The sequence below is a fragment of the Agreia sp. PsM10 genome (genome assembly GCF_030433855.1).
Lineage (GTDB): Bacteria > Actinomycetota > Actinomycetes > Actinomycetales > Microbacteriaceae > Agreia.
Genome location: NZ_JARUXC010000018.1, coordinates 47922 through 72673, shown reverse-complemented (window position 1 = coordinate 72673; position 24752 = coordinate 47922). Strand labels below are relative to the sequence as shown.

The 24752-nt window shown below is 69.8% G+C and carries 24 protein-coding genes; 12 read left to right on the top strand and 12 right to left on the bottom strand.

Annotated elements, in window-relative coordinates; all coding sequences use genetic code 11:
* Positions 1–11 precede the first annotated feature (11 nt).
* On the bottom strand, positions 12–1175 hold the full coding sequence (locus tag QCD70_RS17430; protein WP_301218653.1) for an AI-2E family transporter: 1164 nt from the start codon (positions 1173–1175) through the stop codon (positions 12–14).
* 38 nt (positions 1176–1213) lie between these two features.
* Positions 1214–2218, bottom strand: a complete 1005-nt coding sequence (locus QCD70_RS17425; protein WP_301218651.1) for an isopenicillin N synthase family dioxygenase — start codon at positions 2216–2218, stop codon at positions 1214–1216.
* Positions 2219–2347: 129 nt separating this feature from the next.
* Here QCD70_RS17425 and QCD70_RS17420 point away from each other — a divergent pair, with 129 nt between their 5' ends.
* From QCD70_RS17420 to QCD70_RS17410, 3 genes are all read left to right on the top strand, one after another.
* On the top strand, positions 2348–2908 hold the full coding sequence (locus QCD70_RS17420; RefSeq protein WP_301218649.1) for a hypothetical protein: 561 nt from the start codon (positions 2348–2350) through the stop codon (positions 2906–2908).
* 9 nt (positions 2909–2917) lie between these two features.
* Positions 2918–3547 carry a DUF1684 domain-containing protein gene (locus QCD70_RS17415; RefSeq protein ID WP_301218647.1) on the top strand — a complete coding sequence of 210 codons (630 nt, stop codon included), beginning with the start codon at positions 2918–2920 and terminating at the stop codon, positions 3545–3547.
* 243 nt (positions 3548–3790) lie between these two features.
* On the top strand, positions 3791–5341 hold the full coding sequence (locus QCD70_RS17410) for a DEAD/DEAH box helicase (RefSeq protein WP_301218645.1): 1551 nt from the start codon (positions 3791–3793) through the stop codon (positions 5339–5341).
* 428 nt (positions 5342–5769) lie between these two features.
* On the opposite strand, the gene QCD70_RS17405 is transcribed toward QCD70_RS17410, so the two are convergent.
* The gene (locus QCD70_RS17405) at positions 5770–6366 is read right to left on the bottom strand and encodes an NUDIX hydrolase family protein (RefSeq protein ID WP_301218643.1); all 597 of its coding nucleotides are present in this window, start codon (positions 6364–6366) and stop codon (positions 5770–5772) included.
* A gap of 76 nt (positions 6367–6442) precedes the next feature.
* Between QCD70_RS17405 and QCD70_RS17400 the strand changes: the two genes are divergently transcribed.
* The 6 genes from QCD70_RS17400 to ybaK all read left to right on the top strand — a co-directional run bounded on the left by QCD70_RS17400 (position 6443) and on the right by ybaK (position 14280).
* Positions 6443–11155, top strand: a complete 4713-nt coding sequence (locus QCD70_RS17400; protein ID WP_301218641.1) for an ATP-dependent helicase — start codon at positions 6443–6445, stop codon at positions 11153–11155.
* 10 nt (positions 11156–11165) lie between these two features.
* Positions 11166–11954, top strand: coding sequence for a DNA-formamidopyrimidine glycosylase family protein (locus QCD70_RS17395; protein ID WP_301218639.1), 789 nt, complete (start codon positions 11166–11168; stop codon positions 11952–11954).
* A gap of 70 nt (positions 11955–12024) precedes the next feature.
* Positions 12025–12303, top strand: coding sequence for a metal-sensitive transcriptional regulator (locus QCD70_RS17390; RefSeq protein ID WP_055926996.1), 279 nt, complete (start codon positions 12025–12027; stop codon positions 12301–12303).
* Between the two features lie 76 nt (positions 12304–12379).
* Positions 12380–13042 carry a hypothetical protein gene (locus QCD70_RS17385; RefSeq protein WP_301218637.1) on the top strand — a complete coding sequence of 221 codons (663 nt, stop codon included), beginning with the start codon at positions 12380–12382 and terminating at the stop codon, positions 13040–13042.
* A 44-nt stretch (positions 13043–13086) separates the two neighbouring features.
* Positions 13087–13776, top strand: coding sequence for an alpha/beta hydrolase (locus QCD70_RS17380; RefSeq protein WP_301218635.1), 690 nt, complete (start codon positions 13087–13089; stop codon positions 13774–13776).
* A 9-nt stretch (positions 13777–13785) separates the two neighbouring features.
* A complete protein-coding gene (gene ybaK / locus QCD70_RS17375; protein ID WP_301218633.1) occupies positions 13786–14280 on the top strand; it encodes a Cys-tRNA(Pro) deacylase in 495 nt (164 codons plus the stop codon).
* Here the strand turns inward: ybaK and QCD70_RS17370 are convergent.
* Positions 14277–15179: a hypothetical protein gene (locus tag QCD70_RS17370; RefSeq protein ID WP_301218631.1), complete on the bottom strand. Its 903-nt coding sequence runs from the start codon at positions 15177–15179 to the stop codon at positions 14277–14279. The genes ybaK and QCD70_RS17370 overlap by 4 nt on opposite strands.
* Positions 15180–15267: 88 nt before the next feature.
* Positions 15268–16317 carry a LysR family transcriptional regulator gene (locus QCD70_RS17365; RefSeq protein ID WP_301218630.1) on the bottom strand — a complete coding sequence of 350 codons (1050 nt, stop codon included), beginning with the start codon at positions 16315–16317 and terminating at the stop codon, positions 15268–15270.
* Between the two features lie 60 nt (positions 16318–16377).
* On the opposite strand from QCD70_RS17365, the gene QCD70_RS17360 reads away from it, so the two are divergent.
* Positions 16378–16812 carry a DUF5997 family protein gene (locus QCD70_RS17360; RefSeq protein ID WP_055944757.1) on the top strand — a complete coding sequence of 145 codons (435 nt, stop codon included), beginning with the start codon at positions 16378–16380 and terminating at the stop codon, positions 16810–16812.
* Between the two features lie 20 nt (positions 16813–16832).
* Positions 16833–17921 (top strand): VIT1/CCC1 transporter family protein, encoded by a 1089-nt coding sequence (locus tag QCD70_RS17355; RefSeq protein ID WP_301218628.1) that lies wholly within the window; start codon positions 16833–16835, stop codon positions 17919–17921.
* A gap of 59 nt (positions 17922–17980) precedes the next feature.
* Here QCD70_RS17355 and QCD70_RS17350 read toward each other — a convergent pair whose 3' ends face one another.
* On the bottom strand, positions 17981–18118 hold the full coding sequence (locus QCD70_RS17350) for a hypothetical protein (RefSeq protein WP_301218626.1): 138 nt from the start codon (positions 18116–18118) through the stop codon (positions 17981–17983).
* Positions 18119–18222: 104 nt separating this feature from the next.
* The gene (locus QCD70_RS17345; protein ID WP_301218625.1) at positions 18223–18840 is read right to left on the bottom strand and encodes a DUF2510 domain-containing protein; all 618 of its coding nucleotides are present in this window, start codon (positions 18838–18840) and stop codon (positions 18223–18225) included.
* A 141-nt stretch (positions 18841–18981) separates the two neighbouring features.
* Here QCD70_RS17345 and QCD70_RS17340 point away from each other — a divergent pair, with 141 nt between their 5' ends.
* Positions 18982–20253 carry an MFS transporter gene (locus QCD70_RS17340; protein WP_301218623.1) on the top strand — a complete coding sequence of 424 codons (1272 nt, stop codon included), beginning with the start codon at positions 18982–18984 and terminating at the stop codon, positions 20251–20253.
* On the opposite strand, the gene QCD70_RS17335 is transcribed toward QCD70_RS17340, so the two are convergent.
* Genes QCD70_RS17335 through QCD70_RS17315 form a run of 5 tightly spaced genes read right to left on the bottom strand, consistent with a single transcriptional unit; the run spans position 20198 to position 24714 of the window.
* On the bottom strand, positions 20198–20641 hold the full coding sequence (locus QCD70_RS17335) for a nitroreductase family deazaflavin-dependent oxidoreductase (RefSeq protein ID WP_301218621.1): 444 nt from the start codon (positions 20639–20641) through the stop codon (positions 20198–20200). The two genes, QCD70_RS17340 and QCD70_RS17335, sit on opposite strands and share 56 nt — an antisense overlap.
* Before the next feature lie 10 nt (positions 20642–20651).
* Positions 20652–21527, bottom strand: a complete 876-nt coding sequence (locus QCD70_RS17330; protein WP_301218619.1) for an EamA family transporter — start codon at positions 21525–21527, stop codon at positions 20652–20654.
* Positions 21524–23191, bottom strand: coding sequence for an FAD-binding oxidoreductase (locus QCD70_RS17325; RefSeq protein ID WP_301218617.1), 1668 nt, complete (start codon positions 23189–23191; stop codon positions 21524–21526). Before QCD70_RS17325 ends, QCD70_RS17330 begins: the two co-directional genes overlap by 4 nt.
* Positions 23188–23937 (bottom strand): lysophospholipid acyltransferase family protein, encoded by a 750-nt coding sequence (locus QCD70_RS17320; RefSeq protein WP_301218615.1) that lies wholly within the window; start codon positions 23935–23937, stop codon positions 23188–23190. Before QCD70_RS17320 ends, QCD70_RS17325 begins: the two co-directional genes overlap by 4 nt.
* Positions 23938–24714, bottom strand: a complete 777-nt coding sequence (locus QCD70_RS17315; protein ID WP_301218614.1) for an SDR family NAD(P)-dependent oxidoreductase — start codon at positions 24712–24714, stop codon at positions 23938–23940.
* Positions 24715–24752 lie beyond the last annotated feature (38 nt).

Sequence of the window (24752 nt, the reverse complement as noted above, 5' to 3'; positions counted from 1 at the left end):
CGCCCTCGGCGTCACCGTGCGTCCTGAATCGGACGGATCACACGCTGGAAGATCAGGATTCCCGCAGCCACCACGGGCACCGCGACGAGCGCGCCAAGGATGCCTCCGAGGGCCGCACCGCCGATGGCCGCCACGATCACGAGCACACCCGGAACGGCGACCGCCTTGGCCATGACCCGAGGAGTGAGGATGTAGGCCTCGACCTGCAGGTAGACGAGCATGATGATCGCGAAGATCAGTGCGCCGAGCGGGTTGATCGTGAGGATCGACACGGCCCCGATCGTCGTTCCGAGAATGGGCCCGACGACGGGGATGAGGGCGCAGACGAAGGCGACGAGGGCGAGCAGCAGGGGCGCGGGGCCGCCCACGATGAGAACGAGGATCAGGGTGATGGTGGCGTTCGCGAGGGCCAGCACGAACTGGCCGGCCACGTATTTGCCGACCGACTCCAGGATCTCCTCCGTGATCTCCATGAACCCTGCGCGACGCGACTGGGGCACCGCCTGGTACACGGTCGCCATCACGCCGCGGAGTGTCAGCGTGAGGTAGATGGTGAGCACGGTCACGACGATCACTGCAGTGATGCCCTCGAAGACGCCCGATCCCACAGAGAGCAGGCCGCCGCCGATCGACAGGAGCTTGTCGGGATCGGAGAGGAACGAGGTGATGTCCTTGATGATCGAGTCCAGGTCGAGCGAGGTGCCCAGCTGGTCGCTGATCCAGATGACCCACGGCTGCGCCAGAAGCCGGTCGGTCAGCTCGCTCGCGTGGGTGATCAGGTAGTTCGCCTGCCGAACGAGGTTGGGCACGATGGCCAGGGCGACGCCGGCGATCACCGCGAGCGCGAGCACGGCCACTCCGAGCGATGCGGCCCAGCGCGGGATGTTGTGCCGCTCGGCGAGCTTCATCAGCGGCTCGAGGGCCAGCGCGATGAAGTAGGCGATGCCGATGTAGACGAACACGGTCGACAGCGAGCCGAGGGCGCCCCACACGCCGAGCCCGACGCAGGCGCCGAGCGCCCCGAGCAGACCGATGAGAAAGGGGTTGAACCGGATGCGCCGCTGGGGCACGCGGGCCTCTTCGGCTCGGCGGGTGGGCACCCTGCCGAGCGTGGAGCGGATTCTCGGCGAGGTGTTCGGTCGCGGGCGGGGCGAACGCGCGTCGGCTCGTGTCATTGCTCGAGGCTAGTGGACTGCGGGTCGCTGTGAACGGGTCAGAGCAGGTCTGCGTGGTGGATGGCCGCGACGTCGGGGTGCGCGCGCAGGCGGTAGCGCAGCACGTTCTCGCCGTAGACCTGCAGGATCGGGCTGTCGTCGGGGTCGGGCGTCACGCCTGTGGCCTCCGACTGCAGGGCCGCAGGCAGCGGGATCACCGGGATCGACGCATCCAATGCGGGGTTGAAGAAGAACGGGATGGAGATGCGGTCGGTGCCGATCGACGGCGAGATCACGCGGTGCACCGTGGCCTTGAGGTAGCCGTTCGTGGCGTACTCGAGCAGTTCGCCGATGTTCACGACGAAGGCGCCGGGCACGGGAGGGGCGTCGATCCACTCGTCTCCGTGCGCCACCTGAAGTCCGCCCTTGCCGGGCTCGACGAGAAGCAGGGTCAGAGCGCCGCCGTCGCGGTGCGCACCGACGCCCTGCTTCGGGGTGGGGTCGCTCTTGCCGGGGTAGCGCACGATCTTGATCAGGGTCGACGGGCGCTCGGCGAACGCCTCGTCGAAGACATGCGGGTCGGCTCCGAGCGACTGGGCCCATGCCTGCAGAAGCCGGATGCTGATGGCCGACAGCTCGTCGTGCCACCGGGTGACGACATCCTGCAGCTCGGGCAGCGCATCGGGCCACAGGTTCGGGCCTTCGAGCCTCCAATAGTCGGGAACGCCCTCGCCCTGCTCGACCGTCTCGCGCTCGCTGCCGATGTCGATCTGTTCGCGCCAGTCGACCTTGCCCTGTGTGAGCTCGCCGCCGACTCGGGTGTAGCCGCGGAACTGGGGGCTCAGCACGTTCTCGATCGACAGCTTGTCGGCCTCGGGAAGATCGAAGAAGCGCCGCGACGTCTCGAGCACGCGGCTCACGAGAGTCTCGGGAACGCCGTGACCTGTGAGGTAGAAGAATCCGTAGTCGTGGGTGGCGCGGCGCAGGTCGTTGCGGAAAGCCTCCGCTTCGTCGGGCGAGGCATCGAGACGGGAGAAGTCGAGAACGGGCAGGCTCTGGGTCATGGATTCAGGCTGGCACCTCCATCGGCCAACACCAAATTGCATTACGACGTATTGAGCGGGTGTGCAATGGCGGGCGGCCGACTTGTCGCAGCACGGCCCGCCGCGCAGACTGGGCGGTGGAGGCCACCGATGAGAGTTCTGCTGAAATTCGTGCTCGACACAGATCCGGATGCCGCGTGGCGGGCCATCCGCAGCCCGGCGGTCTTCCGCGAGGTGTCGAGTCCGTTCCTGAAGATCCGTTCTCTCAGCGCCGACGGGTTCCCGACCATCTGGCAGCCGGGGCAGCATCCGGTCGAGATCGAGGGTGGGGGCCTGATCCCGCTGGGCAAGCAGATCATCCGGCTCTCGTTCCTGGAGCGCCCCGACGGGGTGCGCATCGTGCGCGACTCGGGCCGCGGCGTCTCGGGCGCCGTCGCCATCCCCACCACGTGGGATCACCAGATGGCCATCTCGCCCGACCCGGCCGGAACGGGCAAGACGCTCTACCGCGACCGGTTGATCATCGGAGCTGGCGTGCTGACGCCAGCCGCCTGGTACGGCATGTGGGCGTTCTGGCAGTGGCGCGGGGCCCGACTTCGGCAGCTCGCGCCGACGTGGGCGTTCGATCCGCCGCACCCCTCGTCCCCTGAGCTTGTCGAAGGGGAGCCTGTCGACGGCCCTGTCGGCGTCGACCCCGACATCTCGGCGTAGCCTGATCCGATGACGTCTGCCGTTTCCGCCATCCAGGTCGCCGACTGGCGCCAGCGTGTCTTCGACCTCTACGCCGAGGTGCGGCTGCTCGCACTGGTGAATGCCGAAGCCGCCCACGGCGTGTGGCGCGACGGGCGCGACGACCTGTTCCGCACGCATCCGCAGACCCCCCTGCTGCCAGACGACCGGCCCGGCTTCACCGGGCTGCCCGTCGCGCCCTACGACCCCGACTGGCGATTCGAGGTCGAGGTCACGGCCCCGGATGCGCCGGGCGGCTTCGATTTCGAGACCGGCACCGACGGGGTCGTGCCGTTCGAACTCGTCGGGCACGCGAGCATCCCCGAGGTGGGCAGGCTCGACGTCTGGCGGCTGCGCTCCTATGGAGGCGGACTGTTCATTCCCATCCGTGACGGGCTCGCCGGAACGCCCGACGGAACGTACGGCGGCGGGCGCTACCTCATCGATTCGATCAAGGGCGCGCACCTCGGCGAGGGCGACACACCCGGGTCGCTGGTGCTCGATTTCAACTTCACGTACAACCCCTCGTGCGCCTACGACCCGGCCTGGGCCTGCCCGCTCGCGCCTCTCGGAAACCGCGTCTCCGCCGGGATTCCGGTGGGCGAGCTCTATGTGCGCTAGGCTGTAATCACTTGCGAGCGCGATCGTGCGCTCCCTGCGTCGTAGAACGCACCTTGCGGTTCGGGCCTCGTGCCTGAAATCCGCGAAAACTTTCTCACGGCGAACGGAAGTGCCTACTGGCACCTTCGCCATCATTTCCGCACAGTCGCGGCATGGCCGAGAGAGTCTGTGCGAAACAGTATCTCTGTGCGATGCCGTCGTGTCACGCTGCGGACCCGATGCCCGAAAGGCACCGAAACAGCTATGTCAACACCCACCTTCTCCTCGCTCGGCGTTCCCGCGCCCGTCGTGGCCGCGCTCACCAGCGCCGGCATCACCGAGCCCTTCCCCATCCAGCTCGACACCCTTCCCGACACCCTCGCCGGTCGCGACGTTCTCGGCCGCGGAAAGACGGGCTCGGGCAAGACGCTCGCGTTCTCCATTCCGATGGTCGCCCGCCTCGGCGGCGCCCTCTCCGGCGGCCAGCGCCGCTCGGGTCGCCCGCTCGGCCTGGTGCTCGCGCCGACCCGTGAGCTCGCCACCCAGATCTCCGCGGTGCTCCAGCCGCTCGCCGACGCGTACGGCCTGAAGTCGACCACCATCTTCGGTGGCGTGTCCCAGCAGCGCCAGGTCGCCGCCCTCAAGGCCGGCGTCGACATCATCGTCGCCTGCCCGGGCCGCCTCGAAGACCTCATGAAGCAGGGCTTCGTGTCGCTCGACGCCATCGAGATCACCGTGCTCGACGAGGCCGACCACATGGCCGACCTGGGCTTCCTGCCCGTCGTCACGCGCATCCTCGACAAGACCCCGCGCGGCGGACAGCGCCTGCTGTTCTCCGCCACGCTCGACAACGGCGTGGACAAGCTCGTGCGCAAGTTCCTGCAGAACGAGGTGCTGCACTCGGTCGACGAGGCCACCAGCCACGTCGAGCTCATGACCCACCACGTGTTCGAGGTCGACGGCGCCACCGCCAAGACCGAGCTCGTTCAGAAGCTCGCCTCGGGCACCGGCCGCCGCATCCTGTTCATGCGCACCAAGCACCACGCCAAGAAGCTGGCCCGCCAGCTGATCGACGCCGGCATCCCCGCCGTCGACCTGCACGGCAACCTCTCGCAGGTCGCCCGCGACCGCAACCTCGCCGCGTTCTCCGCCGGTGACGTGAAGGTCCTCGTCGCCACCGACGTCGCCGCCCGCGGCGTGCACGTCGACGACATCGAGCTCGTCATCCACGTCGACCCGCCGGCAGAGCACAAGGCCTACCTGCACCGCTCGGGCCGCACCGCCCGCGCGGGAAGCGCCGGAGACGTCGTCACGGTCATGCTGCCGACCCAGAAGAAGGACACGGCAGACCTGCTCCGCAAGGCGGCCATCCAGGTCACCCCGCAGCGCGTCACCGCCAACTCCCCCGCCGTCACCGAGCTGGTCGGCGAGCTGGCCGAGTGGGTCAAGCCCGCTCCCCGCGCCGCCGTGCAGGTTCAGGGCACCCCGCGCCGCCAGGGCGGATCGCAGGGAGCCAACGCCCAGCGCAAGCGCACACAGCGCGACGGATCGCCGTCCGCAGGCGGCGGCGAGGGCCGTCCCCGCCGCGACCGCTCCGGTCGTCCCGCTACCGCAGGCGCCCCGGCATCCGCGGGTGGTGCACGTCGTGGAGGCAACGGCGGAGGTCGTTCAGCGGCTCCCGCCGGCGGCTCGTCGCGCACCTACTCCACGTCGACCGGCGGACAAGGCGGCTACGCGGCCGGCGCAACCGCATCCGGCGGCAACGGCGGGGGCGCCAACGGCGCTCGTCGCCAGGGACGCCGCGCCCAGGGCTAGCAGCCCACGCTTCGCCTGAACGGGCGGAGATTCCTGCACACCGACGCTCTCTGCGCGTCGGTGATGCTGAATCTCCGCCCGTTCTGCGTTGGTGGACGCTGCGCGCACCGGCGTGCCGTTCCCTGAGCTTGTCGAAGGGTCATTTGTATCGGCCAAAACCTCAACGGGAGGAGATTCGGCCATCCGACGCGCTATTTGCGGCGGATGCGTAGATCTCCTCCCGTTTCACTCAGCGGGAGCGTTCCGAGCAGGAAAGCGGTTCTGCGTCGTCGAAGTGCGGTAACCCCGTTCGTGAGTTCGGTCTCGTGAGCCTGTGGAAGAGGGTGGTCTCGATACGCTCGTTCCTCGCTACTCGACCGGCGCACTTCCCCTTCGCTGGTCGAGTAGGCCGCCCGCGGCCGTATCGAGACCACCGCGCAGCCGGGTCTCTAGATCAGGCGGCCGACCGACGCCAGCGCAGCCCTCAGCAACGAGCCGCGGCCGCCCTCGAATTCGGCCGACAGCTCGTCGGATGCCGCCTCCTGGGGAGTCATCCAGGTGACCTCGAGAGCATCCTGGCGCGGTTCGCATGTGCCCGTGACCGGCACGACGTAGGCGAGCGAGACGGCGTGCTGGCGGTCGTCATAGAACTGGGTGACTCCCGGAAGCGGGAAGTACTCGGCCACGGAGAACGGGATCGGGCTCGCGGGCAGCTGCGGAAAGGCCATCGGCCCCAGGTCCTTCTCGAGGTGACGGAAGAGGGCATCCCTCAGCGTCTCGCCGTACATGACCCGGCCCGAGACGAGGGTGCGCGTGATCGAGCCCGTGGGAGTGGCCCGCAGGAGCATGCCCACCTCGGTGACCTGGCCCAGGCCGTCGACCCGCACGGGAACGGCCTCGACGTAGAGCAGCGGCAGGCGCCGCCGGATCTCGGCGAGCTCGATGTCGCTGAGCCAGCCCGGGTTGGTGTTCTGCGACGGTGTGGGCGGGATGTTGCTGCCCTCGGGGGTCCACTCGGGATCGGGGTCTGGAGTTCTCACGCTCATAGTCCATTCTTACCCACGTGACCAGCCGTCGGCGCCGCAGGACACACTGTCGACGGCATGCGTGAGGATGGAGCCTATGGGCGATGTGCTCGACAGGTTCTCCCCCGCGACCCGGCAGTGGTTCCGCGGGGCGTTCAGCGCGCCCACGCCGGCGCAGCTCGGAGCATGGGAGGCCGTGTCATCCGGAGCGAACGCGCTCGTCGTCGCCCCCACCGGGTCGGGCAAGACCCTGTCGGCGTTCCTGTGGTCGATCGACAGGCTCACGTCGCAGCCCCCACCCGCGAAGGCCGGCGTGCGGGTTCTCTACATCTCGCCGCTCAAGGCTCTCGCCGTCGACGTCGAGCGCAACCTGCGCTCCCCGCTCGTGGGCATCACGCAGACGGCGAGGCTCCTCGGCACCGAACCCCCGAACATCCAGGTGGGCGTGCGCAGCGGCGACACGACGCAGGCCGACCGCCGCACCCAGTCCAAGAACCCGCCCGACATCCTCATCACCACGCCCGAGTCGCTGTTCCTGATGCTCACCTCGGCCGCGCGCGAGTCGCTCTCGACCGTTGAGACGGTCATCATCGACGAGGTGCACGCGGTCGCGGCCACCAAGCGCGGCGCGCACCTCGCGGTCTCGCTCGAACGCCTCGACCTGCTGCTCGACAAGCCCGCCCAGCGCATCGGGCTCTCGGCTACGGTGCGTCCGCGCGAAGAGGTGGCACGCTTCCTTGCTGGCGGGCGACCCGTCACCATCGTGGCTCCCACCTCGACCAAGAAGTTCGACCTGCGGGTCGTCGTTCCGGTCGACGACATGACCTCCCTTCCCTCGGCGGGCGAACGAGAGGGCTCGGCGGCCGGGGCACTCCGGGAGGACGACGGGTCCGGTGGAGGCCAGGGCTCGATCTGGCCGCACGTCGAAGAGAGCATCGTCGACCGCATCCTCGCCCACCGATCGTCGATCGTGTTCGCGAACTCCCGTCGGCTGGCCGAGCGGCTCACGGCGCGGCTGAACGAGATCTACCTCGAACGGCGCGAGGCGTCTCTTGCCGACCCGCTCCCCTCGCCCGGAGCGAAGCAGCCGCCCGCCCAGGTCATGGGCCAGGCCGGGCAGACCAAGGGCCTCCCCGCCAGCGTGAGCGCTCGGGCGGGCGACGGCGCAGACGAACCGATCCTCGCCCGCGCCCACCACGGCTCCGTCTCCAAAGAGCAGCGGGCGGTCATCGAAGACGACCTCAAGACTGGCCGGCTGCGCTGCGTCGTCGCCACCTCGAGCCTCGAGCTCGGCATCGACATGGGCGCCGTCGACCTCGTCGTGCAGGTGGAGTCGCCGCCGAGCGTCGCCAGCGGCCTCCAGCGCGTCGGCCGCGCCGGCCACCAGGTGGGAGAGGTGTCTCGCGGCATCCTGTACCCCAAGCACCGTGCCGACCTGCTGCACTCCGCCGTCGCCTCGCTGCGCATGACAGAAGGCCTCATCGAGTCGCTCTCTGTGCCGACGAACCCCCTCGACATCCTCGCCCAGCAGACCGTCGCCGCCTGCGCCCTCGAGCCGATCGACGTCGAGGAGTGGTTCGACACGGTGCGCCGCAGCGCCCCCTTCGCGGGCCTCCCCCGCTCGGCCTACGAGGCCACGCTCGACCTGCTCGCGGGCCGCTATCCGTCCGACGAGTTCGCCGAGCTCCGCCCCCGTCTGGTGTGGGATCGCGACGCCGGAACACTCACGGGTCGCCCGGGCGCGCAGCGACTCGCGGTCACGAGCGGCGGAACCATCCCCGACCGCGGCCTCTTCGGGGTCTTCATGGTCGGCGGGGCGGCGTCCGAGCAGGCGACCGGCACCGCATCCACGGCCAAGGGCGGCAACCGGGTGGGCGAGCTCGACGAGGAGATGGTCTACGAGTCGCGCGTCGGCGACGTCTTCGCCCTCGGCGCCACGAGCTGGCGAATCCAGGAGATCACGCACGACAGGGTTCTGGTCACGCCCGCGTTCGGCGAGCCCGGCCGACTCCCGTTCTGGCGGGGAGACGGCCAGGGCCGTCCGGCAGAACTCGGTCGAGCGATCGGCGAGTTCACCCGCCAGCTGGCGGGGGCGGATGCCGAGGGCCGCGCCGGCATGACCGCGAGCGCGGGGCTCGACGAGCGCGCGGCGAACAACCTCGTCACGTTCGTGGTCGAGCAGCGCGAGGCCACCGGCCACGTGCCCAGCGACAAGACCCTCGTCATCGAGCGCTTCCGCGACGAGCTCGGCGACTGGCGCGTCATCCTGCACTCCCCCTTCGGCATGCAGGTGCACTCGCCGTGGTCGCTGGCCATCGGCGCGCGTCTGCGCGAGCGCTTCGGCATCGACGGCGCATCCGTCGCCAACGACGACGGCATCATCCTTCGTCTGCCCGACACCGAGAGCGAGCCGCCGGGCGCCGAACTGTTCCTCTTCGAGGCCGACGAGCTCGAGCAGATCGTCACTCAAGAGGTGGGCGGCTCCGCCCTGTTCGCCTCACGCTTCCGCGAGAACGCGGCCCGCGCCCTGCTTCTGCCCCGGCAGAACCCCGGCAAGCGATCGCCGCTCTGGCAGCAGCGCCAGCGCAGCGCCCAGCTACTCGACGTGGCCCGCAAGTTCCCCAGCTTCCCCATCATTCTCGAGACCATCCGCGAGTGCCTGCAAGACGTCTACGACCTGCCCGCGCTCATCGGCCTCGCCCGCGACCTCGAGGCTCGGCGCATCCGGGTTGTCGAGGCCGAGACCCAGGAACCGTCGCCCTTCGCCAAGTCGCTGCTCTTCGGCTACGTCGCCTCATTCGTCTACGAAGGAGACAGCCCCCTCGCCGAGCGCCGCGCCGCCGCCCTGTCGCTCGACCCCACCCTGCTCTCCGAGCTGCTCGGCCGCGCCGAGCTGCGCGAGCTCCTCGACCCCGGGGTCATCGCGCAGACCGAGCTCGAGCTGCAGCGACTCGCGCCCGACCGCAAGGCTCGGGACGCCGAAGGAGTGGCCGACCTCATCCGCGTGCTCGGCCCGCTGTCGCTGGCCGAGGTCACGGCGAGGCTGGTCGACGAGGCCGCACCCCGGGCATCCGAGATTCTGGCCCAGCTCGTCGACGCCCGCCGCGCGCTCGTCGTGACCATCGCAGCCGACCAGCGCTGGGCCGCCATCGAAGACGCGGGCCGCCTGCGCGACGCGCTCGGAGTGCCCGTTCCCTACGGCGTTCCCGATGCGTTCATCGAGCCCGTGCCCGACCCCGTCGCCGACCTCGTGGCCCGCTACGCCCGCACCCACGCCCCCTTCACGGTGGCCGAGGCGGCGAGCCGCTACGGGCTCGGCTCCGCCGTGGTTCTGGATGCGCTGCGCCGGCTCGAGAGCGCCCGACGCGTGATCGAGGGCGAGTTCCGCCCCCTGGGCGCCGACACCCCGAACGCGGCGCGAACCGAGTGGAGCGACGTCGAGGTGCTGCGTCGGCTCCGGCGCCGATCGCTCGCGGCCCTGCGGCACGAGGTCGAACCGGTCGACACGGCCACGCTCGCCCGCTTCCTGCCCTCGTGGCAGCACGTCGGCGGCACCCTGCGCGGAGTCGACGGGGTCGCGACCGTGATCGACCAGCTGGCCGGGGTGCCGATTCCCGCCTCGGCCTGGGAGACGCTGATTCTGCCGAGCCGCGTGCGCGAATACAGCCCGGCCATGCTCGACGAGCTCACGGCCACGGGTGAGGTCGTCTGGTCGGGCGCGGGTTCTCTGCCCGGCAACGACGGCTGGGTCTCCCTTCACCTCGCCGAGACCGCCCCGCTCACGATTCCGCTCGCCGAACCTCTCGAGGCCACCACGCTGCAGCACGCCGTGCTCGGGGCGCTGCAGGGCGGGGGCGCGTACTTCTTCCGCGCGCTGTCAGACACGGTGGGCACCGCTCTGGGCGGGGCCGTCGACGACGCCGAACTCGTGACCGCGCTGTGGGATCTGGTGTGGGCCGGCCGCGTCACGAACGACACCCTCGCGCCGCTGCGGTCGCTCACGGGCGGCGGCAAGTCGGCGCACAGCACCAAGCGCGCGGCTCCCCGTTCCAAGCTCTACCGTGGGCGCTCCTATGCGCGCCCCACGATGGTCACTCGAATCGGCCCGCCGACGGCGGGTGGCCGCTGGTCGCTGCTGCCCGAGCCCGAGACCGATGCCACCGTACGCGGCCATGCGCTCGGCGACCTGCTGCTCGAGCGCTACGGCGTCGTCACCAAGGGTGCGGTTGTCGCCGAACGCATCGTGGGCGGCTTCGCCCTCGCCTACCGCCTGCTCTCCGGCTTCGAGGAGACCGGCCGCGCCCGGCGCGGCTATTTCGTCGAGACCCTCGGCGCATCCCAGTTCGCCACCGGCGGCACGATCGACCGGCTGCGCTCGTTCACGGCCGAGGCCCTCGCCGAGCGCGGTCCGGGCAGGAGCGAGAAGGGCGACGAGAGAGCGGCCACCGACAGGGCTGTGACGTTGGCGGCCACAGATCCGGCGAACCCCTATGGCGCTGCCCTTCCCTGGCCCGGCGGAACGGGTCACCGGCCGGGCCGCAAGGCGGGTGCGCTCGTCGTGCTGGTCGAGGGGCGCCTGGTTCTCTACGTCGAGCGCGGCGGCAAGACTCTGCTCTCGTTCGCGGCGAACGGCGACGAACTGGCCACCGCCGCCGCCTCGCTGGCCGCCACGGTCATCTCGGGTCGCGTCGCCAAGCTCACCGTCGAGAAGGTCAACGGCGAGTACGCCCTGGGCACAGACATCGGTCGTGCCCTCGAGACCGCCGGATTCGGCGCGACCCCGCAGGGCTTCCGCCTGCGCGCTTCGTAGGAGGTCACCGATGCCCGAAGGCGACACCGTCTACCGAACCGCGCGACACCTCGACCAGGCCCTCGCCGGAGCCACCCTGATCCGCAGCGACTTCCGCGTTCCGCAGTTCGCCGAACTCGACCTCGTGGGCGACGTCGTCGAGGGCGTGGCGAGCGTCGGCAAACACCTGCTCACCCGCGTCGGCGACGTCAGCATCCACACCCACCTGAAGATGGAAGGGTCGTGGCATCTGTATCGGCCGACGTCGGCGTGGAGGAGACCGGCCTACGCGGCGAGGATCGTTCTGGCCACAGCGGACTGGGTCGCGGTGGGCTTCGACCTCGGCACGGTCGAGGTCGTCGCCCGCACCGACGAGGAATCGGTCGTCGGCTACCTGGGCCCCGACGTGCTCGACCCCGAGTGGAACGACTCTCTGGCATCCGAGGCCGTGCTGCGCCTCTCCGCGCAGCCGCAACGAGAAACCCATGTCGCCCTGCTCGACCAGCGCAATCTCGCGGGACTCGGCAACGTCTACGCCAACGAACTGTGCTTCCTGCGCGGCGTCCTTCCGACGCGGCCAATCGGCGAGGTGGCAGATCTGCCCGCTCTCGTGGCCCTCGGGCACCGCGTGATCCTCGCGAACCGCGATCGCACCGAGCGCTCCACCACCGGCGACCTGCGGCCGGGCCGGCAGAGCTGGGTCTATCGCCGCGAGGGCCAGCCGTGCCGCCGGTGCGGCACGCGCATCCGGGCCGGCAAGCTGGGGGCCGACCCGTTGTCGCTGCGCGACGTGTACTGGTGCCCCCGCTGCCAGACCTGACGCGCGCCGCGCCCCGGGCATCCGTCATACCCCGGGGAGGTACGGTCGCTCGAGGCAGTATTCTGGCCTCGTGATCGACGACATCAAGAAGCGCGCCCTGCACCGCACCCGCATCCTCGAGGGGCAGCTGCGCGGCCTCGAGAAGATGATCGAGAACGAGGAGTACTGCCTCGACATCATCACGCAGTCCCTGGCCATCCAGAAGTCGCTCGGCTCGCTCAACAAGCTCATGGTCGAGAACCACCTGAAGACCCACGTCACCGAGATGTTCGAGGCGGGCGGCGAGACCCGCGACGGGGCCATCGACGAGCTCGTCAAGATCTACGAGCTCAGCCGCAACCGGTCGTGACCTCATCGACTTGAATCCGTCGGCCGTGCACCCATAATCTCGAGGTCGGAGAGACCGCCGAGAGAAGGGGAATGCGATGGCGCCGGAGACGGGTCGACGTGCGGGAATCGTGGTCGCGGTGGTGGTGGCGGCCGGCATCCTCACCGGATGCAGCGGGGCCGGCTCGAGCGACGATGCGGCGGGATCGTCACCTGGCGAACCGCCGGCGACCGCTACGGCTTCGGAGACCCGCACAGCGCCGAGCACCGATTCACCGACGACGAACGCCGCATATCCCACGTGCGACGAGGCGAAGGCGGCGCTCGGCCCTGAGGTGAGCGGCCTCATCGAGCTCGAGGGCAGCGACAACGGCATCACGACGGGCGCCACCGGGCCGGAGCTCATCTGCAGCTGGCACACCCCCGAGACCGACGGCTCGAGTATCGACGTCGCCGAATACGGCGGCATCTCGATCGGCATCTCGCGCGACCCCGAGTACACCGAAGAGAGCATGGAGCCGGTCGGATGGAACGTCGACGTTCCGGCCGTGTCTGCCGCCGGGGCGTGGGCGCTGAAGGTCGGCGGCGGATACGACCCGGCCGAGCAGCTCGACGTGACGGGCGTGCAGGTGATCCGCGATGGCGTCGTCGTGGTCCTGACCTCCGGCGGCGTGGCTCTTCAGGACGTTCCTCAACTGGCCTCCCTGACCAACGAGTGGGCGATGAACGGCGGCGTGGCGCTGCTCGACCTCATGGACTGAGCGGCTCTGCCCGACAGTCTCGGCGCTCGGGTATCGTCGTGAGGGTGACCGACTTCTCACCGACCCAGCCCATGATCGACGATCGGGCCGTGGTGTGGTCGATCCCGCGCGACGAACTCGCTGCGCGCGTCCCGGGCTCTCGACTCCTCGTGATCATGCACGGGTACGGTTCGCACGAGGCCGACCTGATCTCCCTCGCCCCGCACCTGCCGGGCGACATCGTGTGCGCATCATTGCGCGCACCGCTCATCGCCCCGGCCCCGATCCAGAACGGCTTCGCCTGGTTCCAGATCGGCGCACCGGGCAATCCGGAACCGAGCGGGGTGGATGCCGCGGCCCGCGGGGTGCTCGCCTGGCTCGACGGTCTCGCGTCGAGCTACGGCTCGCCGGCCGCCGTCTCGACGCTCGGCTTCTCGCAGGGCGGCGCGATGGCTCTGCAGCTGCTGCGCCACGACCCGCACCGCTTCGCGTCGACGGTGAACCTGTCGGGCTTCTCGATCTCGGGCGAGGCCCCGGCCGACGCAGAGTTGCAGGACCTGCGACCCCGTGTCTTCTGGGGGCGTGACGAGCGCGATCCCATCATCCCGCCGTCGGCGGTCGCCCGCACGGCCACGTGGCTCGAGACGCACGCCACCGCCGAAGCACGTCTCTATCCCGGCGCCGGTCACGGCATCACGGGCGACGAGGTGTCCGACGTGCGGGAGTTCCTCGAGCAGACGCTGCTGGCCGTCTGATCACGGACCATGGCCAAGAAGAACGCCGCCGCTCCGACCACGGCGGCCACGACCGCTCTCAGCCGGGCGGGCATCCCGTTCGTTCCCCACGCCTACGCTCATGACCCCGCGGTCACCGACTTCGGCTCGGAGGCCGCTGAGGTGCTCGGCATCGACCCGGCACGCGTCTTCAAGACGCTCATGGTCGACACCGACGCCGGTCTCGGCATCGGCATCGTGCCCGTGAGCGGCATGCTCGATCTGAAGGCGCTCGCCTCGTCGCTCGGCGGCAAGCGGGCGGCCATGGCCGACATCGCCGTGGCCGAGCGCAAGAGCGGCTACGTGGTCGGAGGCATCAGTCCGTTCGGTCAGAGGACTCCCCTGCCGACCGTGCTCGACGACTCCGCGCTCGAGTTCGACACCATCCTCGTCTCGGGTGGTCGACGCGGCTTCGACATCGAGCTGTCGCCGGCCGCCGTGCTCGAGGCGACCCGCGGCCAGGCCGCGCGCATCCGACGCCTCTAGCGACCGAGCCGGTCGTCGGTGAGCTCGGCGTCGTCGAGCATGGCCAGCCAGCGGGTGAGGAACAGCGCCCCGGCCTCGTCGTGGATCAGGTCGCCCGCCGTCAGCACCGGGTAGGCGGTGTCGGGGATGCCGTCGGCAGGCCGCACGTCGACGTGCGCGACGGTCTCGCCCCGCTCGTGCAGCCACGTGGCCATGGCGTAATCGCCTCGGGAGTCGCCCATCGTGCGCCACTCGAGCGGCATCTCGCCGGTTCCCTCGAGCAGGGCGAAGGCACGCTCGGCGCCGAAGTCCTTGCCGACCCGCAGCGACTCGAAGTCGGTCGAGATGATCGAGGGGTCGGCCCGGTACTGAACGGCACCGGATGCGTCGGGGTAGTCGACGTCGCCGCGTCGCGCCCCGAAGCCCCGCGCGTTGAGCAGGGCGATGGCCGCCTCGTCGATCTCGAGCTGGCGCGCGAGGAAGTCCTCCTTCGAGACGTCGAGGCGCTGCTCGAACGTGACCGTGGCCCGCTTGGTCTCGTCGTAGAAGACGAGGTCGGCGTAGTTCTCGGCCACGATCGTGCGCACGTCGTCGGCGAAGCCGGCGGGCGGGGTGAGCGAGTCGTCGATCGAGACCTCTCCCGCTCCCTGCGGCGTGATCGCGAACCACGTCGCCCCCTTCTCGCAGATGGCGAACACGCGGGCGTGCGGCTGCAGGCCCGCGGCGAGGAGCGGCTCGACGACCTCGCCTGCGATGAAGGCGTCGGAGCGCCCGGTGTTGAAGATCACCGGAATGCCCGCGTTCGCGAGCGCGGCCAGGTCACGGCCGATCGAGGGGATGGCGATCGAGCGGGTCACCGGGCTGGCGATGGGCCCGTCGACATCGAGAAGGAGTCCGAACCGGGGAGCAGAAGAAGTCACTGCCCCATTGTTCCGTACGCCGAGCGCGGGTCTTCGCGCACAGGGCGGTGGCCGCGCCGCCGCGTCGTGCGCGAACTCCCGCGTTCGGTCAGCGGCCCTTCTTGCGGTAGCCGCCGGAGGGGCGCGGTTTGCGAGCGGTGCCGAGCGGGCGCGGCGTCTTCGCAGCGGCACCCTTGGCTCCCCTGCCCGAACCGGCTCCTGCTCCGGTGCGGGGCTTCTTCGGAGCGGCTGCGCGCGGTTTCTCCTCTGGAGCGGAGACGGCCGCTCGCGAGCTCGAGGTGCGGCGGCCGCGCACGATGCCGATGAACTCCTCGATGCGCTCCGTCGTCTCGTCGGCGAGCCAGACGATGGCGATCTGGGTCTCGGGAAGATCGAGCACCGGGCGGGCGACCACGTCTTTGCGGGCGTGAAGCCGGGCGACCGAGTGGGGAAGCACGGCGATGCCCGTTCCCGCGGCCACGAGGTCGATGGCGTCTTCGACGGACGCGGGCGCCGGCATGTCGATCCTCGTGCCCTCGATCATCTCGGCCGCCTGTTCCGCCCATCCCTCGACCTCGGCCGGGTCCTGCACGAGATGCTCGTCGAGCAGCTCGGCGAGACGCACCTCCTCGAGCAGGGAGAGCGCGTTGTCCTTCGAGACGACGACCACGGGCACCTCGTCGTAGAGCCGGATGGCGCTGAGACCCTCGCGCTCGATCGGCAGGCGCACGAACGCCACGTCGACGGCCGCGTCGCGCACCCCGGACACTCGCGCGTCCTCGGCGACGGGCCGCACCTCGAGGGGGATGTCGGGGTGGCGCTCCGCCCACTCGGTGGTCCACTTCGTGACGGTGACGCCGGGAACGAACGACAGCCGGAACGGCACGGGCCTCGCCGCCTCCTCGGCCTCTTCGGCGACGCGCTCGTCGCCCTCCTCGATCAGAGCCGGAGCGTCGTCGAGAAGCTGCCTTCCGGCATCCGTGAGCACCGTGCCCTGCTGCTCGCGATCGAACAGCGGGTAGCCCAGAAGCCCCTCGAGTTCGACGATCGCCTTGCTCAACCGGGTGCGGGCGATGCCCAGCGACGCGGCGGCGCGCCCGAAATGCAGCTCGGTGGCCACGGCCGTGTACCAGCGAAGTGTGGTCGGATCGATCTGCACGAAAAGCTCCTCACGCCTCGCGCCGGGCTTCCGGCGCGGTCTCAGGCTACCCTTGGCATCATGACGCCCGCGAAAACCCCCCAGACCATGAAGCCCGCGACGGCGGCCAAGAAGCTCGGCGTGCTGCTCGAGGCCACGCCCGCGGAATTCCAGCAGGGCACGGTCACCCGCACCGAACTCGACGAGCTGCTCTCCACTCCGCCCGAGTGGGTGGTGCAGCTGCGCCTCGCCGGTCCGCACCCACGCCAGATCATCGCGTCGAAGCTCGGCGTCACCATCTCGGGCCTCGCCCGGGGCGGCGTCACCGAGCCGCTCACGACGGCCCAGATCCAGGACCTGCTCGCCAACCGACCCGAGTGGCTCGTCCGCGAACGCGCCACGCAGGCCGAGGTGCGCCGCGAAGCCGCCCGGGTGAAGCAGCTCAACGAAGACAAGGCTCGCAAGGCAGCGCACGTCGCGCGCCAGGAGAGCCAGCGCGCCGCCGCCGGCAACTGACCGACGCAGACACGGCCGCCGTGAGCAGCGACGCGCAGCGCACCCCGCGCGCATCCGAGATCCGCCGCTGGCGCGGCTACCTGGCCGACGAACAGCTCGAAGCCGCCGTATACCGAGACCTGGCCTCGAGGCGCACGGGCGAGGAGCGCGAGATCCTGCTCGCCCTCGCCGAGGCCGAGGCGAGGCACGAGGCCCACTGGCGTGCCCTCCTGGGCGACCAGATCGGGCCGACCCGTCGGGGCGCCCTGCGCACCCGCGTGCTCGGCTTCCTCGCCCGCCGCTTCGGGTCGGTCTTCGTGCTCGCGCTCGCGCAGCGTGCCGAATCGCGTTCGCCCTACGACACCGATTCGGATGCGACGGCCGCGATGGCCGCAGACGAACGAATCCACGAAGAGGTCGTTCGAGGGCTCGCCACGCGGGGGCGCATGCGACTGAGCGGCACATTCCGCGCGGCCGTGTTCGGGGCCAACGACGGACTCGTCTCCAACCTCGCCCTGGTGATCGGAATCTCGGCCAGCGGTGTCGGCAACAACGTCGTGCTGCTCACCGGCATCGCCGGCCTGCTCGCGGGAGCCCTGTCGATGGGCGCCGGCGAGTACGTCTCGGTGCGGTCGCAGCGCGAACTGCTCGAGTCGTCGACGCCCGATCCGGGGGCGCGCACCGCCGTGGCCGACCTCGATGTCGACGCGAACGAGCTCGCGCTCGTCTACCGTGCTCGCGGAATGAGCGAGTCGGAGGCCGATGCCCATGCGGCCGAGGTGCTGCAGACGCACGACCTGGCGCTGACGGCCGATCCGGCCGTGCACGCGGAGAGCGACGAACACGAGGCCGTGGGCACAGGCATGAGCGCCGCCCTCTCGAGCTTCTGCTTCTTCGCGTCGGGCGCGATCATTCCGGTGCTGCCCTACCTGTTCGGGCTGTCGGGGCTCGCGGCCCTCGTCGTGGCCGCCGTGCTCGTCGGACTCGCGCTGCTCGGCACCGGTGCCGTGGTCGGCATCCTCTCCGGAGCGTCGCCGCTCAAGCGGGGACTGCGCCAACTCGCGATCGGCTATGGCGCCGCGCTCGTGACCTACCTGCTCGGCCTGCTCTTCGGAACGACGGGGTTGTAGGCCGCAGACGTGAGAAAGCCCCGCGCATGACCATCATGTGCGGGCTTTCTCAGACCCGGCTACTTCTTCTTGACGTTCGTCACCGCGTCGGTCGAGTGGTTCACCGAGTTGCTCTTCGTCTTCTTGTCGGCGCGCTTCTCTTTGAGGCTGCGTGCGGCCGGCTTGGCTACGGCTTTTCGTGCGGACTTCTCGCCCATGGTGTACTCCCTCGTTCCGAGAGCCCGGCTGACTCCGTACCTGTGACCCTAGGCCCAGTTCGTACCGACGCGGGACCGTCAGCGGCGACTTGGCAGCAAGCTGCTCAGCGCAGCTGGGGAAGCAGGGTCGTCATCACGGACACCGCCGACGAGATCTTGACGATGGCGACGACCAGCGACACCACGAAGACACCGATGGTCACCCAGATCGGCAGCAGTCCTCTGCCGGAGCGGCGTCGCACGATCACGGACCGTCCGATGATGTAGACCGTGGAACCCAGGAAGGTCCACGCCCAGTGGAACGGCCGGTCGAAGCCGCGCTGCAGCAGCACACGCCGGTCGAGGAACGCGAACAGCACGGTCACTGCATAGAACAGCCAGCTCGACCCCTGGATCAGCAGGTAGCCGGGGTCGGAGTACTGGGCGAGCGGGTCGCGCGTCGCCGAGATCGACGAGGCCATGTACGCGTCCATGTCCCAGAACAGCAGTTCGACGATCGACAGCAACGGCAGCAGCACGATCAGCCAGATCCAGGGCGTGTACAGCGGCGTGGAGGGGTCGACCCGCCGAGGCTCGTTGCTCGCGTACACCTGCAGGGCCGGGTCCGAGACGTGCTGGGTCCACTGCTGACCGTCCCACCAGCGCGTGCCCTGGCCTCCCGACGGGTCCGGATACCACCCCGCGGGCTGGGTCTGGCCGGAGTAGTCGTATGGATTCGTCACTGAAGCTCCTTTCGGCGCGCCGGGGTGGCGTCGCCTCCAGCATAGGGAGGGGCCCGCTCTCGGCTAGGCTCATTCGTGACGTCACCCTCGAGTCGCCGGCGGGCATCCCCGCCTTCGTGCTGTGACCGTAAGGCATGGTCGATGGCAATCCGACTGCTGGGCTCCTACGCCGACATCCTCTCCAACCCGGGAACCGTGGCCTTCAGCGTCGCCGGATGGTTCGGGCGCGTCTCCCGTTCGACCGCCGGCATCGCGACCGTGCTCCTCGTGGCAGGCGCGACACAGAGCTATGCGCTGGCCGGGCTGGTCTCCGGCGCGATCATCGTGGGTATCGCCGTTGGCGGCCCGCTCTGGTCACGCGCCGTCGACGCCCGGGGCCAGCTGGCCGTGCTGCCGATCGGGCTCGTCGCGTCGACGCTGTCGGCGGTCGCCCTCGGCACGGTCGTGCTCGTCGGAGCGCCACGGTGGAGCTGGTTCGTGGCGGCCTTCCTCGTCGGCCTCACCTCCATCGACATGGGCTCGCTGGCCCGGGCGCGGTGGTCGGGGATCCTCACGAAACCCACGCAGAGGCACACCGCGCTCGCCCTGGAGTCCGTGAACGACGAGCTGGTCTTCGTGATCGGGCCGCCCGTGGTCACCGTGCTCGCAACGACGCTCGGCCCCGTCTACGGCTTCGCCACGGGCATCGCCGTGGGCATCCTGGGCGGTGTCGCGCTGCTGCTTCTGCGCTCGACGGCTCCCCGGCCCGCCGCCGTGATTCCGGATGCCGGCGCGCAGCGCACGTCCGCCGCACGCCGCCGCGCGCGTCTGCCCGGCGTCGTCATCGGAATTCTGCCGATGTACTTCGGGGTCGGGCTCGTCTTCGGGTCCGTCGACCTCTCTGCCGTCAGCGTCTCGTCGTTCGCCGGGCAGCCTGCGAGCGCGGGCCTGATCCTCGCCGTCCTGGCGCTGGGCAGCGTCGTCGCCGGAATCGCGTTCGGCCCGCTCAGCGCGTCGTGGCCCGCGGGCCGCCGCGTGCTGGTCACCGGCATCGCCTACGCGCTCGTGATCCCCTGGATCGTGCTCCTCCGCGACCTGGAAACGCTCACGGTGGCGGTCCTCCTCGCCGGTCTGGTGACCACGCCCGTTCTCATCTCGGGCATCTCACTGATCGAGGTGCGCGTCGACCGTCGTCGACTCACCGAGGCGCTGTCGTGGCCGTCGGTCGGCCTCGCCGTGGGCGTGACCGTGGGCTCGGCGGTGGCCGGCGCCCTGATCGACGCCGGCACAGCGTTCTCGGGCCTCACGGTGACCGCTGCCGGCGCGATCGTCACGGGCGTCGCCGGTGCCGTCGTCGGCCTCACAGGAGGCCGGGAGCCTACTCCGGCTGCCGAGGCGTCAGAACGAACAGGGGAATCTCGCGCTCGGTCTTGACCTGGTAGTCGGCGTAGTCGGGATACGCGGCCACGGCCCGTTCCCACCAGAGCGCCTTCTCGTCACCGGTCACCTCGCGGGCCGTGTAGTCGTTCTTCTGCGGGCCGTCCTGCAGTTCGACGTGCGGCTCGGCCAGCAGGTTGAAGTACCAGACCGGGTGCTTGGGCGCACCGCCGAGAGACGCGACGACGGCGTACTCGCCCTCGTGCTCGACGCGCATCAGCGGGGTCTTGCGCAGCTTGCCCGACTTCGCGCCGACCGAGGTGAGCACGATCACCGGCATGCCGCGCAGCGTCGTGCCGCTCGTTCCGCCCGAGGCCTCGTACTCCTCGACCTGCTCGCGTGCCCAGTCGGACGTGCTCGGTTCGTATTCTCCGGTCAATGGCATGATCAATCCTTCACAGTGGTGGTGGTGCGGGTGCGGGTGGTCGCGCGCTGCGCACGGCCCCGATGCTGGCTATAACCACGAGGGCGATCGCGAGCATTCCCACGATCGAGATGTGCTGCGCCAGCAGAACGACTCCGGCGAGTGCGGCGATCGCGGGTGCGAGACTCATGAGAATGGCGAAGGTCGACGAGGGGATGCGACGCAGCGCGAACAGCTCGAGGGCGTACGGGATCGTCGACGACAGCACGGCGACGGCCGCCCCCAGAAGCAGGATGTCGGGGCGCACGATCGCGGGGCCCGCTGCGGCGAGCCCCAGCGGCAGCGTGAGAACGGCTCCGATCGCCATGGCGAGCGCGAGCCCGTCGAGTCGGGCGAAGCGGCTGCCCGTGCGCGACGACAGCACGATGTAGCCGGCCCAGGTCGCTCCGGCACCGGCGGCGAACAGCACGCCCACGGGGTCGAGCTCTCCGAAGCTGCCCTGCCCCAGCAGGAAGACGCCGACGAATGCCAGCACGGCCCAGAGCCAGCTGGATGCGCGCCGGCTCGTGGCCACCGACAGGATCAGCGGCCCGAGCACCTCGATGGTCACCGCGGCGCCCAGCGGAATGCGCGCCAGCGCCTCGTAGAACAAGCCGTTCATCACCGCGAGGGCCACGCCGAACAGCACCACCGTCATCCAGTCGCCGCGGCTGCGGCCGCGTACCGACGGGCGCGCGATGGCGAGCAGGATCACGGCGGAGAAGGTGAGGCGAAGTGCCACCATGCCGAGCGCGCCGACGCTCGGGAAGAGCAGCACGGCGAAGGCCGCGCCGACCTCCTGGCATGCCAGCCCGGCGACGACGAGACCCGCCGCACCGACGGGCCCGCCGAGACGGGCGCGGCTCATTCGTCGAGCAGAACCTTGCCCGGGTTGAAGTGACGACCGGGGTCGGCCGAGCCGAACAGTCCGCGCATGATCTTGACGCCCTCGGTCGAGATGTCCTGCTCCATCCACGGGGCGTGCTCGAGGCCCACTCCGTGGTGGTGCGACAGCGTTCCGCCCGCGTCGATGAAGGCCTGTTGGATAGCACCCTTGACCACGTCGTAGTTGGTGATCGCGTCGCCCGTGTCGAGGTAGGCGAAGGTGAAGTAGAGGCACGCGCCCGACGTGTAGGAGTGCGACAGGTGGGCCATGATCCAGCCCTTCACACCGATCTCGTCGAACGCGTGGTTGGCGCTGGCGATCACGTTGCGGTAGAGCTCGGGCAGCTTGGCCCAGGGCGCCGCGGTCTCGGAGACGTCTGCAGAGCCTCCCCAGTCGAGGAACCAGTCACGGATGTACGGGGTGTCGAACTTCTTCTGGTCGTAGAGCACGCCGGGGCCTTTGCCCACCGTGATGCCGCCGTGCTTCTTCACGATGCCGGCGATGATCTTCTGGTTCGTCGCGACCAGTTCTTCGCCGCCCTCGTTGCCGACGAACGACAGGCACATCTTCTCGGTGTCCCAGCCCTTGGCCTTGAGGAAGACGCCGAGGCCCTTGGTGGCGAGGGCGGAGAAGCCCTTGCTCTTCTTCGACGTGGCGAACGAGAACAGCGTCTCGTTGCCGTCGGAGACGCGGGTGATCGACGGCGTGGCGTCGCTCTCGGAGATCTCGCGCATGGCCGCGAGTCCGGCGTCCCACGTGGGGTAGAGGTAGGCGAGGATCTCGCGCTTGGCCGGGATGCGGTGGATCTGCACGGTGACCTCGGTGATGACACCGAGGCGCCCCTCGCTGCCGAGGATCATCTCGCGCACGCTGGGTCCGGTCGAGGTGCTGGGCAGCGGGCGCAGAACGAGCACGCCGCCGGGGCGGACGACACGCAGACCCTTCGCGATGTCGGCGATGTCGCCGAACTTGTCGCTCTGCATGCCGGAGGAGCGCGTGGCCACCCAGCCGCCGACTGTGGAGTGGGTGAAGCTGTCGGGGAAGTGCCCCAAGGTCCAGCCGGCCGCGTTCAGCTCGGCCTCGAGGTCGGGGCCCTGGGCGCCGCCCTGGATGCGTGCGAGGCTCGAGTCGGCGTCGACCTCGATGACGCGGTTGAGCCGGCCGAGGTCGAGCGACACCACGGTGCGCTGCTCGCCCGCGAGGGGCTCGAGGCTGCCGGCGATGTTGCTGCCGCCGCCGAACGGAATGAGCACGGCGTCGGCAGCGACGACCGCGTCGACGATCAGACGCACCTCGGCCTCGTTGGCCGGATAGACGACCACGTCGACGGCGCGAGGGAACGCGCTGGTGCGAACGCGGATGAGGTCGCGGATGCTCTTGCCGAAGGTGTGCACGACCCGCGACATGTCGTCGGTCTCGACGTGGTCATCCCCGACGATTCCGGCGAGGAGCAGGACGAAGGACTCAGCCGCACGGCTGGAGGGGACGTCGATGTCGTCGAATGTCGGCGGCTCGCCCTTGGTCTTGGTGAGGTCGAGCCCCAGGTTCTTCTTCACGAAGGGGGCGAAGCCCGGCTTGTTCTCGTGGTGGAATGCGACGCCGTCGACGCCCCAGCCCCACCATTTCATGTGCTTGACATCGCTCACTTGAGGGCTCCTCTTGATCGGGGGGACTGGCCAAGGATAGTGGCCGAATGAAGGTCGCGCAGGCGCAGGATCTCTTGTTTCGTGCGCTCGGCGAAATGACCGGGGGTCTCGCCTGCGACGGGCCTCAGCGGTTCGCCGAAGACGACGCCGACCGGGTACCGCCCTCGACGGGGCCAGTTGGCGCCACGCGGGTGTGCGACGTGGGCGCCGATGAGCGCCATGGGAATCGTGGGCACGTCACAGGAAGCCGCGAGCGCGGCGGCGCCGGGCTTGAAGGTGCCGACCTCGCCGTCTTTCGACCGGGTGCCCTCGGGGAAGATGAGGATGGGGATGCCCCGCGACAGCAGAGACCGGGCGCTCATCGACTTGGCCTTCGACTCCATGCGCTTCACCGGGAACGCGTTGAAGAAGAGTGCGGTGAGGCCGCGCCGCCACCAGACGGCGAAAAAATAGTCGGCGGCCGCACCCGTGGCCAGGTACCGCGCAAGCCGGCGGGGCAAGGAGCCGACGATCAGCGGGGCATCCAGATGGCTGGAATGGTTGGCGACGACGACGAAGCCCCCCGACAGGTCCTTGAGCTTCTCGCGACCGATCACCGTGACGCGGGTGAGCGACCAGATGAGGGGCTTGAGCAGCCCGCGCTGAACGAGAAAGCGAGCGGCCGCGACGCTGGGCGAGTTGAAACGGTCGCGCACGCCGGCAACGACCTTGGCGGGCCCCGAGGGGGCGGGTTCTTCTGCAGCCATCTAGGTGACCGGCTTCTTTCGACTCGATGAGATCGACCCGGAGACTGCGCGTATCGCACTCCTCGGTGCGTGGCGAGCCAACCAGATGAGGGTTCGGTACCGAACAGTCGGTATGGAGATTACCCTGCCCCGGTCGACGTCGCGCAAGCATGCCGTGACAAGTTGTTCGGCGTCGAGCCACAAGAAGTTTGGAATGCTCGACGCCTTGATCCCGGCGCGCTCGTGAAACTCGGTGTGCACCCAGCCCGGGCAGAGCGCCGTCACGCCGATTCCCGTGCCTCGCAGCTCGACCGCGAGTCCTTCGCTGAACGACGTGACCCAGGCCTTCAGCGCCGAGTAGGCGCCCATGGTCACGAAGCCGGCCGTGCTCGAGACGTTGACGATCTTGCCCGAGCCGCGGGGCAGCATCCCCCGCGCCGCGGCGCCGGACAGCACCAGCACGGCACGGCACATGACCTCGAAGGCCTTGTCGTGGGCCGAGACGTCGGAGTCGATGAGCGAGGTGTGCACCCCGAACCCGGCGTTGTTCACCAGCATGTCGATCGGCCGGGAGGCGTCTTCGAGCCGCTCGGCGACCCGCGCGACGTCGGCCCGATCTGCGAGGTCGGCGGGCAGGATCTCCACGGAGCGGCCGAGGGCGCGGATGTCTGCGGCCATCTCCTCCAGTCGCGGAACGCTCCGAGCGACGAGAACGAGGTCATATCCCTGCGCGGCGAGGGAGCGGGAGAACGCAGCACCGATGCCAGACGTTCCTCCCGTAACGAGAGCTACAGCCATGGGGTTAGGTTAGTCTGCTCTTCACGGCGTCGTTTACG

Excerpts from the sequence above, each read along its gene's own strand:
- QCD70_RS17410 (WP_301218645.1), top strand. The coding sequence starts at position 3,791 with ATGTCAACACCCACCTTCTCCTCGCTCGGCGTTCCCGCGCCCGTCGTG.
- QCD70_RS17315 (WP_301218614.1), bottom strand. The coding sequence starts at position 24,714 with ATGGCTGTAGCTCTCGTTACGGGAGGAACGTCTGGCATCGGTGCTGCG.
- QCD70_RS17320 (WP_301218615.1), bottom strand. The coding sequence starts at position 23,937 with ATGGCTGCAGAAGAACCCGCCCCCTCGGGGCCCGCCAAGGTCGTTGCC.
- QCD70_RS17400 (WP_301218641.1), top strand. The coding sequence starts at position 6,443 with ATGGGCGATGTGCTCGACAGGTTCTCCCCCGCGACCCGGCAGTGGTTC.
- QCD70_RS17335 (WP_301218621.1), bottom strand. The coding sequence starts at position 20,641 with ATGCCATTGACCGGAGAATACGAACCGAGCACGTCCGACTGGGCACGC.
- QCD70_RS17430 (WP_301218653.1), bottom strand. The coding sequence starts at position 1,175 with ATGACACGAGCCGACGCGCGTTCGCCCCGCCCGCGACCGAACACCTCG.
- QCD70_RS17405 (WP_301218643.1), bottom strand. The coding sequence starts at position 6,366 with ATGAGCGTGAGAACTCCAGACCCCGATCCCGAGTGGACCCCCGAGGGC.
- QCD70_RS17385 (WP_301218637.1), top strand. The coding sequence starts at position 12,380 with ATGGCGCCGGAGACGGGTCGACGTGCGGGAATCGTGGTCGCGGTGGTG.
- QCD70_RS17340 (WP_301218623.1), top strand. The coding sequence starts at position 18,982 with ATGGCAATCCGACTGCTGGGCTCCTACGCCGACATCCTCTCCAACCCG.
- QCD70_RS17350 (WP_301218626.1), bottom strand. The coding sequence starts at position 18,118 with ATGGGCGAGAAGTCCGCACGAAAAGCCGTAGCCAAGCCGGCCGCACGC.
- QCD70_RS17395 (WP_301218639.1), top strand. The coding sequence starts at position 11,166 with ATGCCCGAAGGCGACACCGTCTACCGAACCGCGCGACACCTCGACCAG.
- QCD70_RS17330 (WP_301218619.1), bottom strand. The coding sequence starts at position 21,527 with ATGAGCCGCGCCCGTCTCGGCGGGCCCGTCGGTGCGGCGGGTCTCGTC.
- ybaK (WP_301218633.1), top strand. The coding sequence starts at position 13,786 with ATGGCCAAGAAGAACGCCGCCGCTCCGACCACGGCGGCCACGACCGCT.
- QCD70_RS17425 (WP_301218651.1), bottom strand. The coding sequence starts at position 2,218 with ATGACCCAGAGCCTGCCCGTTCTCGACTTCTCCCGTCTCGATGCCTCG.
- QCD70_RS17420 (WP_301218649.1), top strand. The coding sequence starts at position 2,348 with ATGAGAGTTCTGCTGAAATTCGTGCTCGACACAGATCCGGATGCCGCG.
- QCD70_RS17360 (WP_055944757.1), top strand. The coding sequence starts at position 16,378 with ATGACGCCCGCGAAAACCCCCCAGACCATGAAGCCCGCGACGGCGGCC.
- QCD70_RS17415 (WP_301218647.1), top strand. The coding sequence starts at position 2,918 with ATGACGTCTGCCGTTTCCGCCATCCAGGTCGCCGACTGGCGCCAGCGT.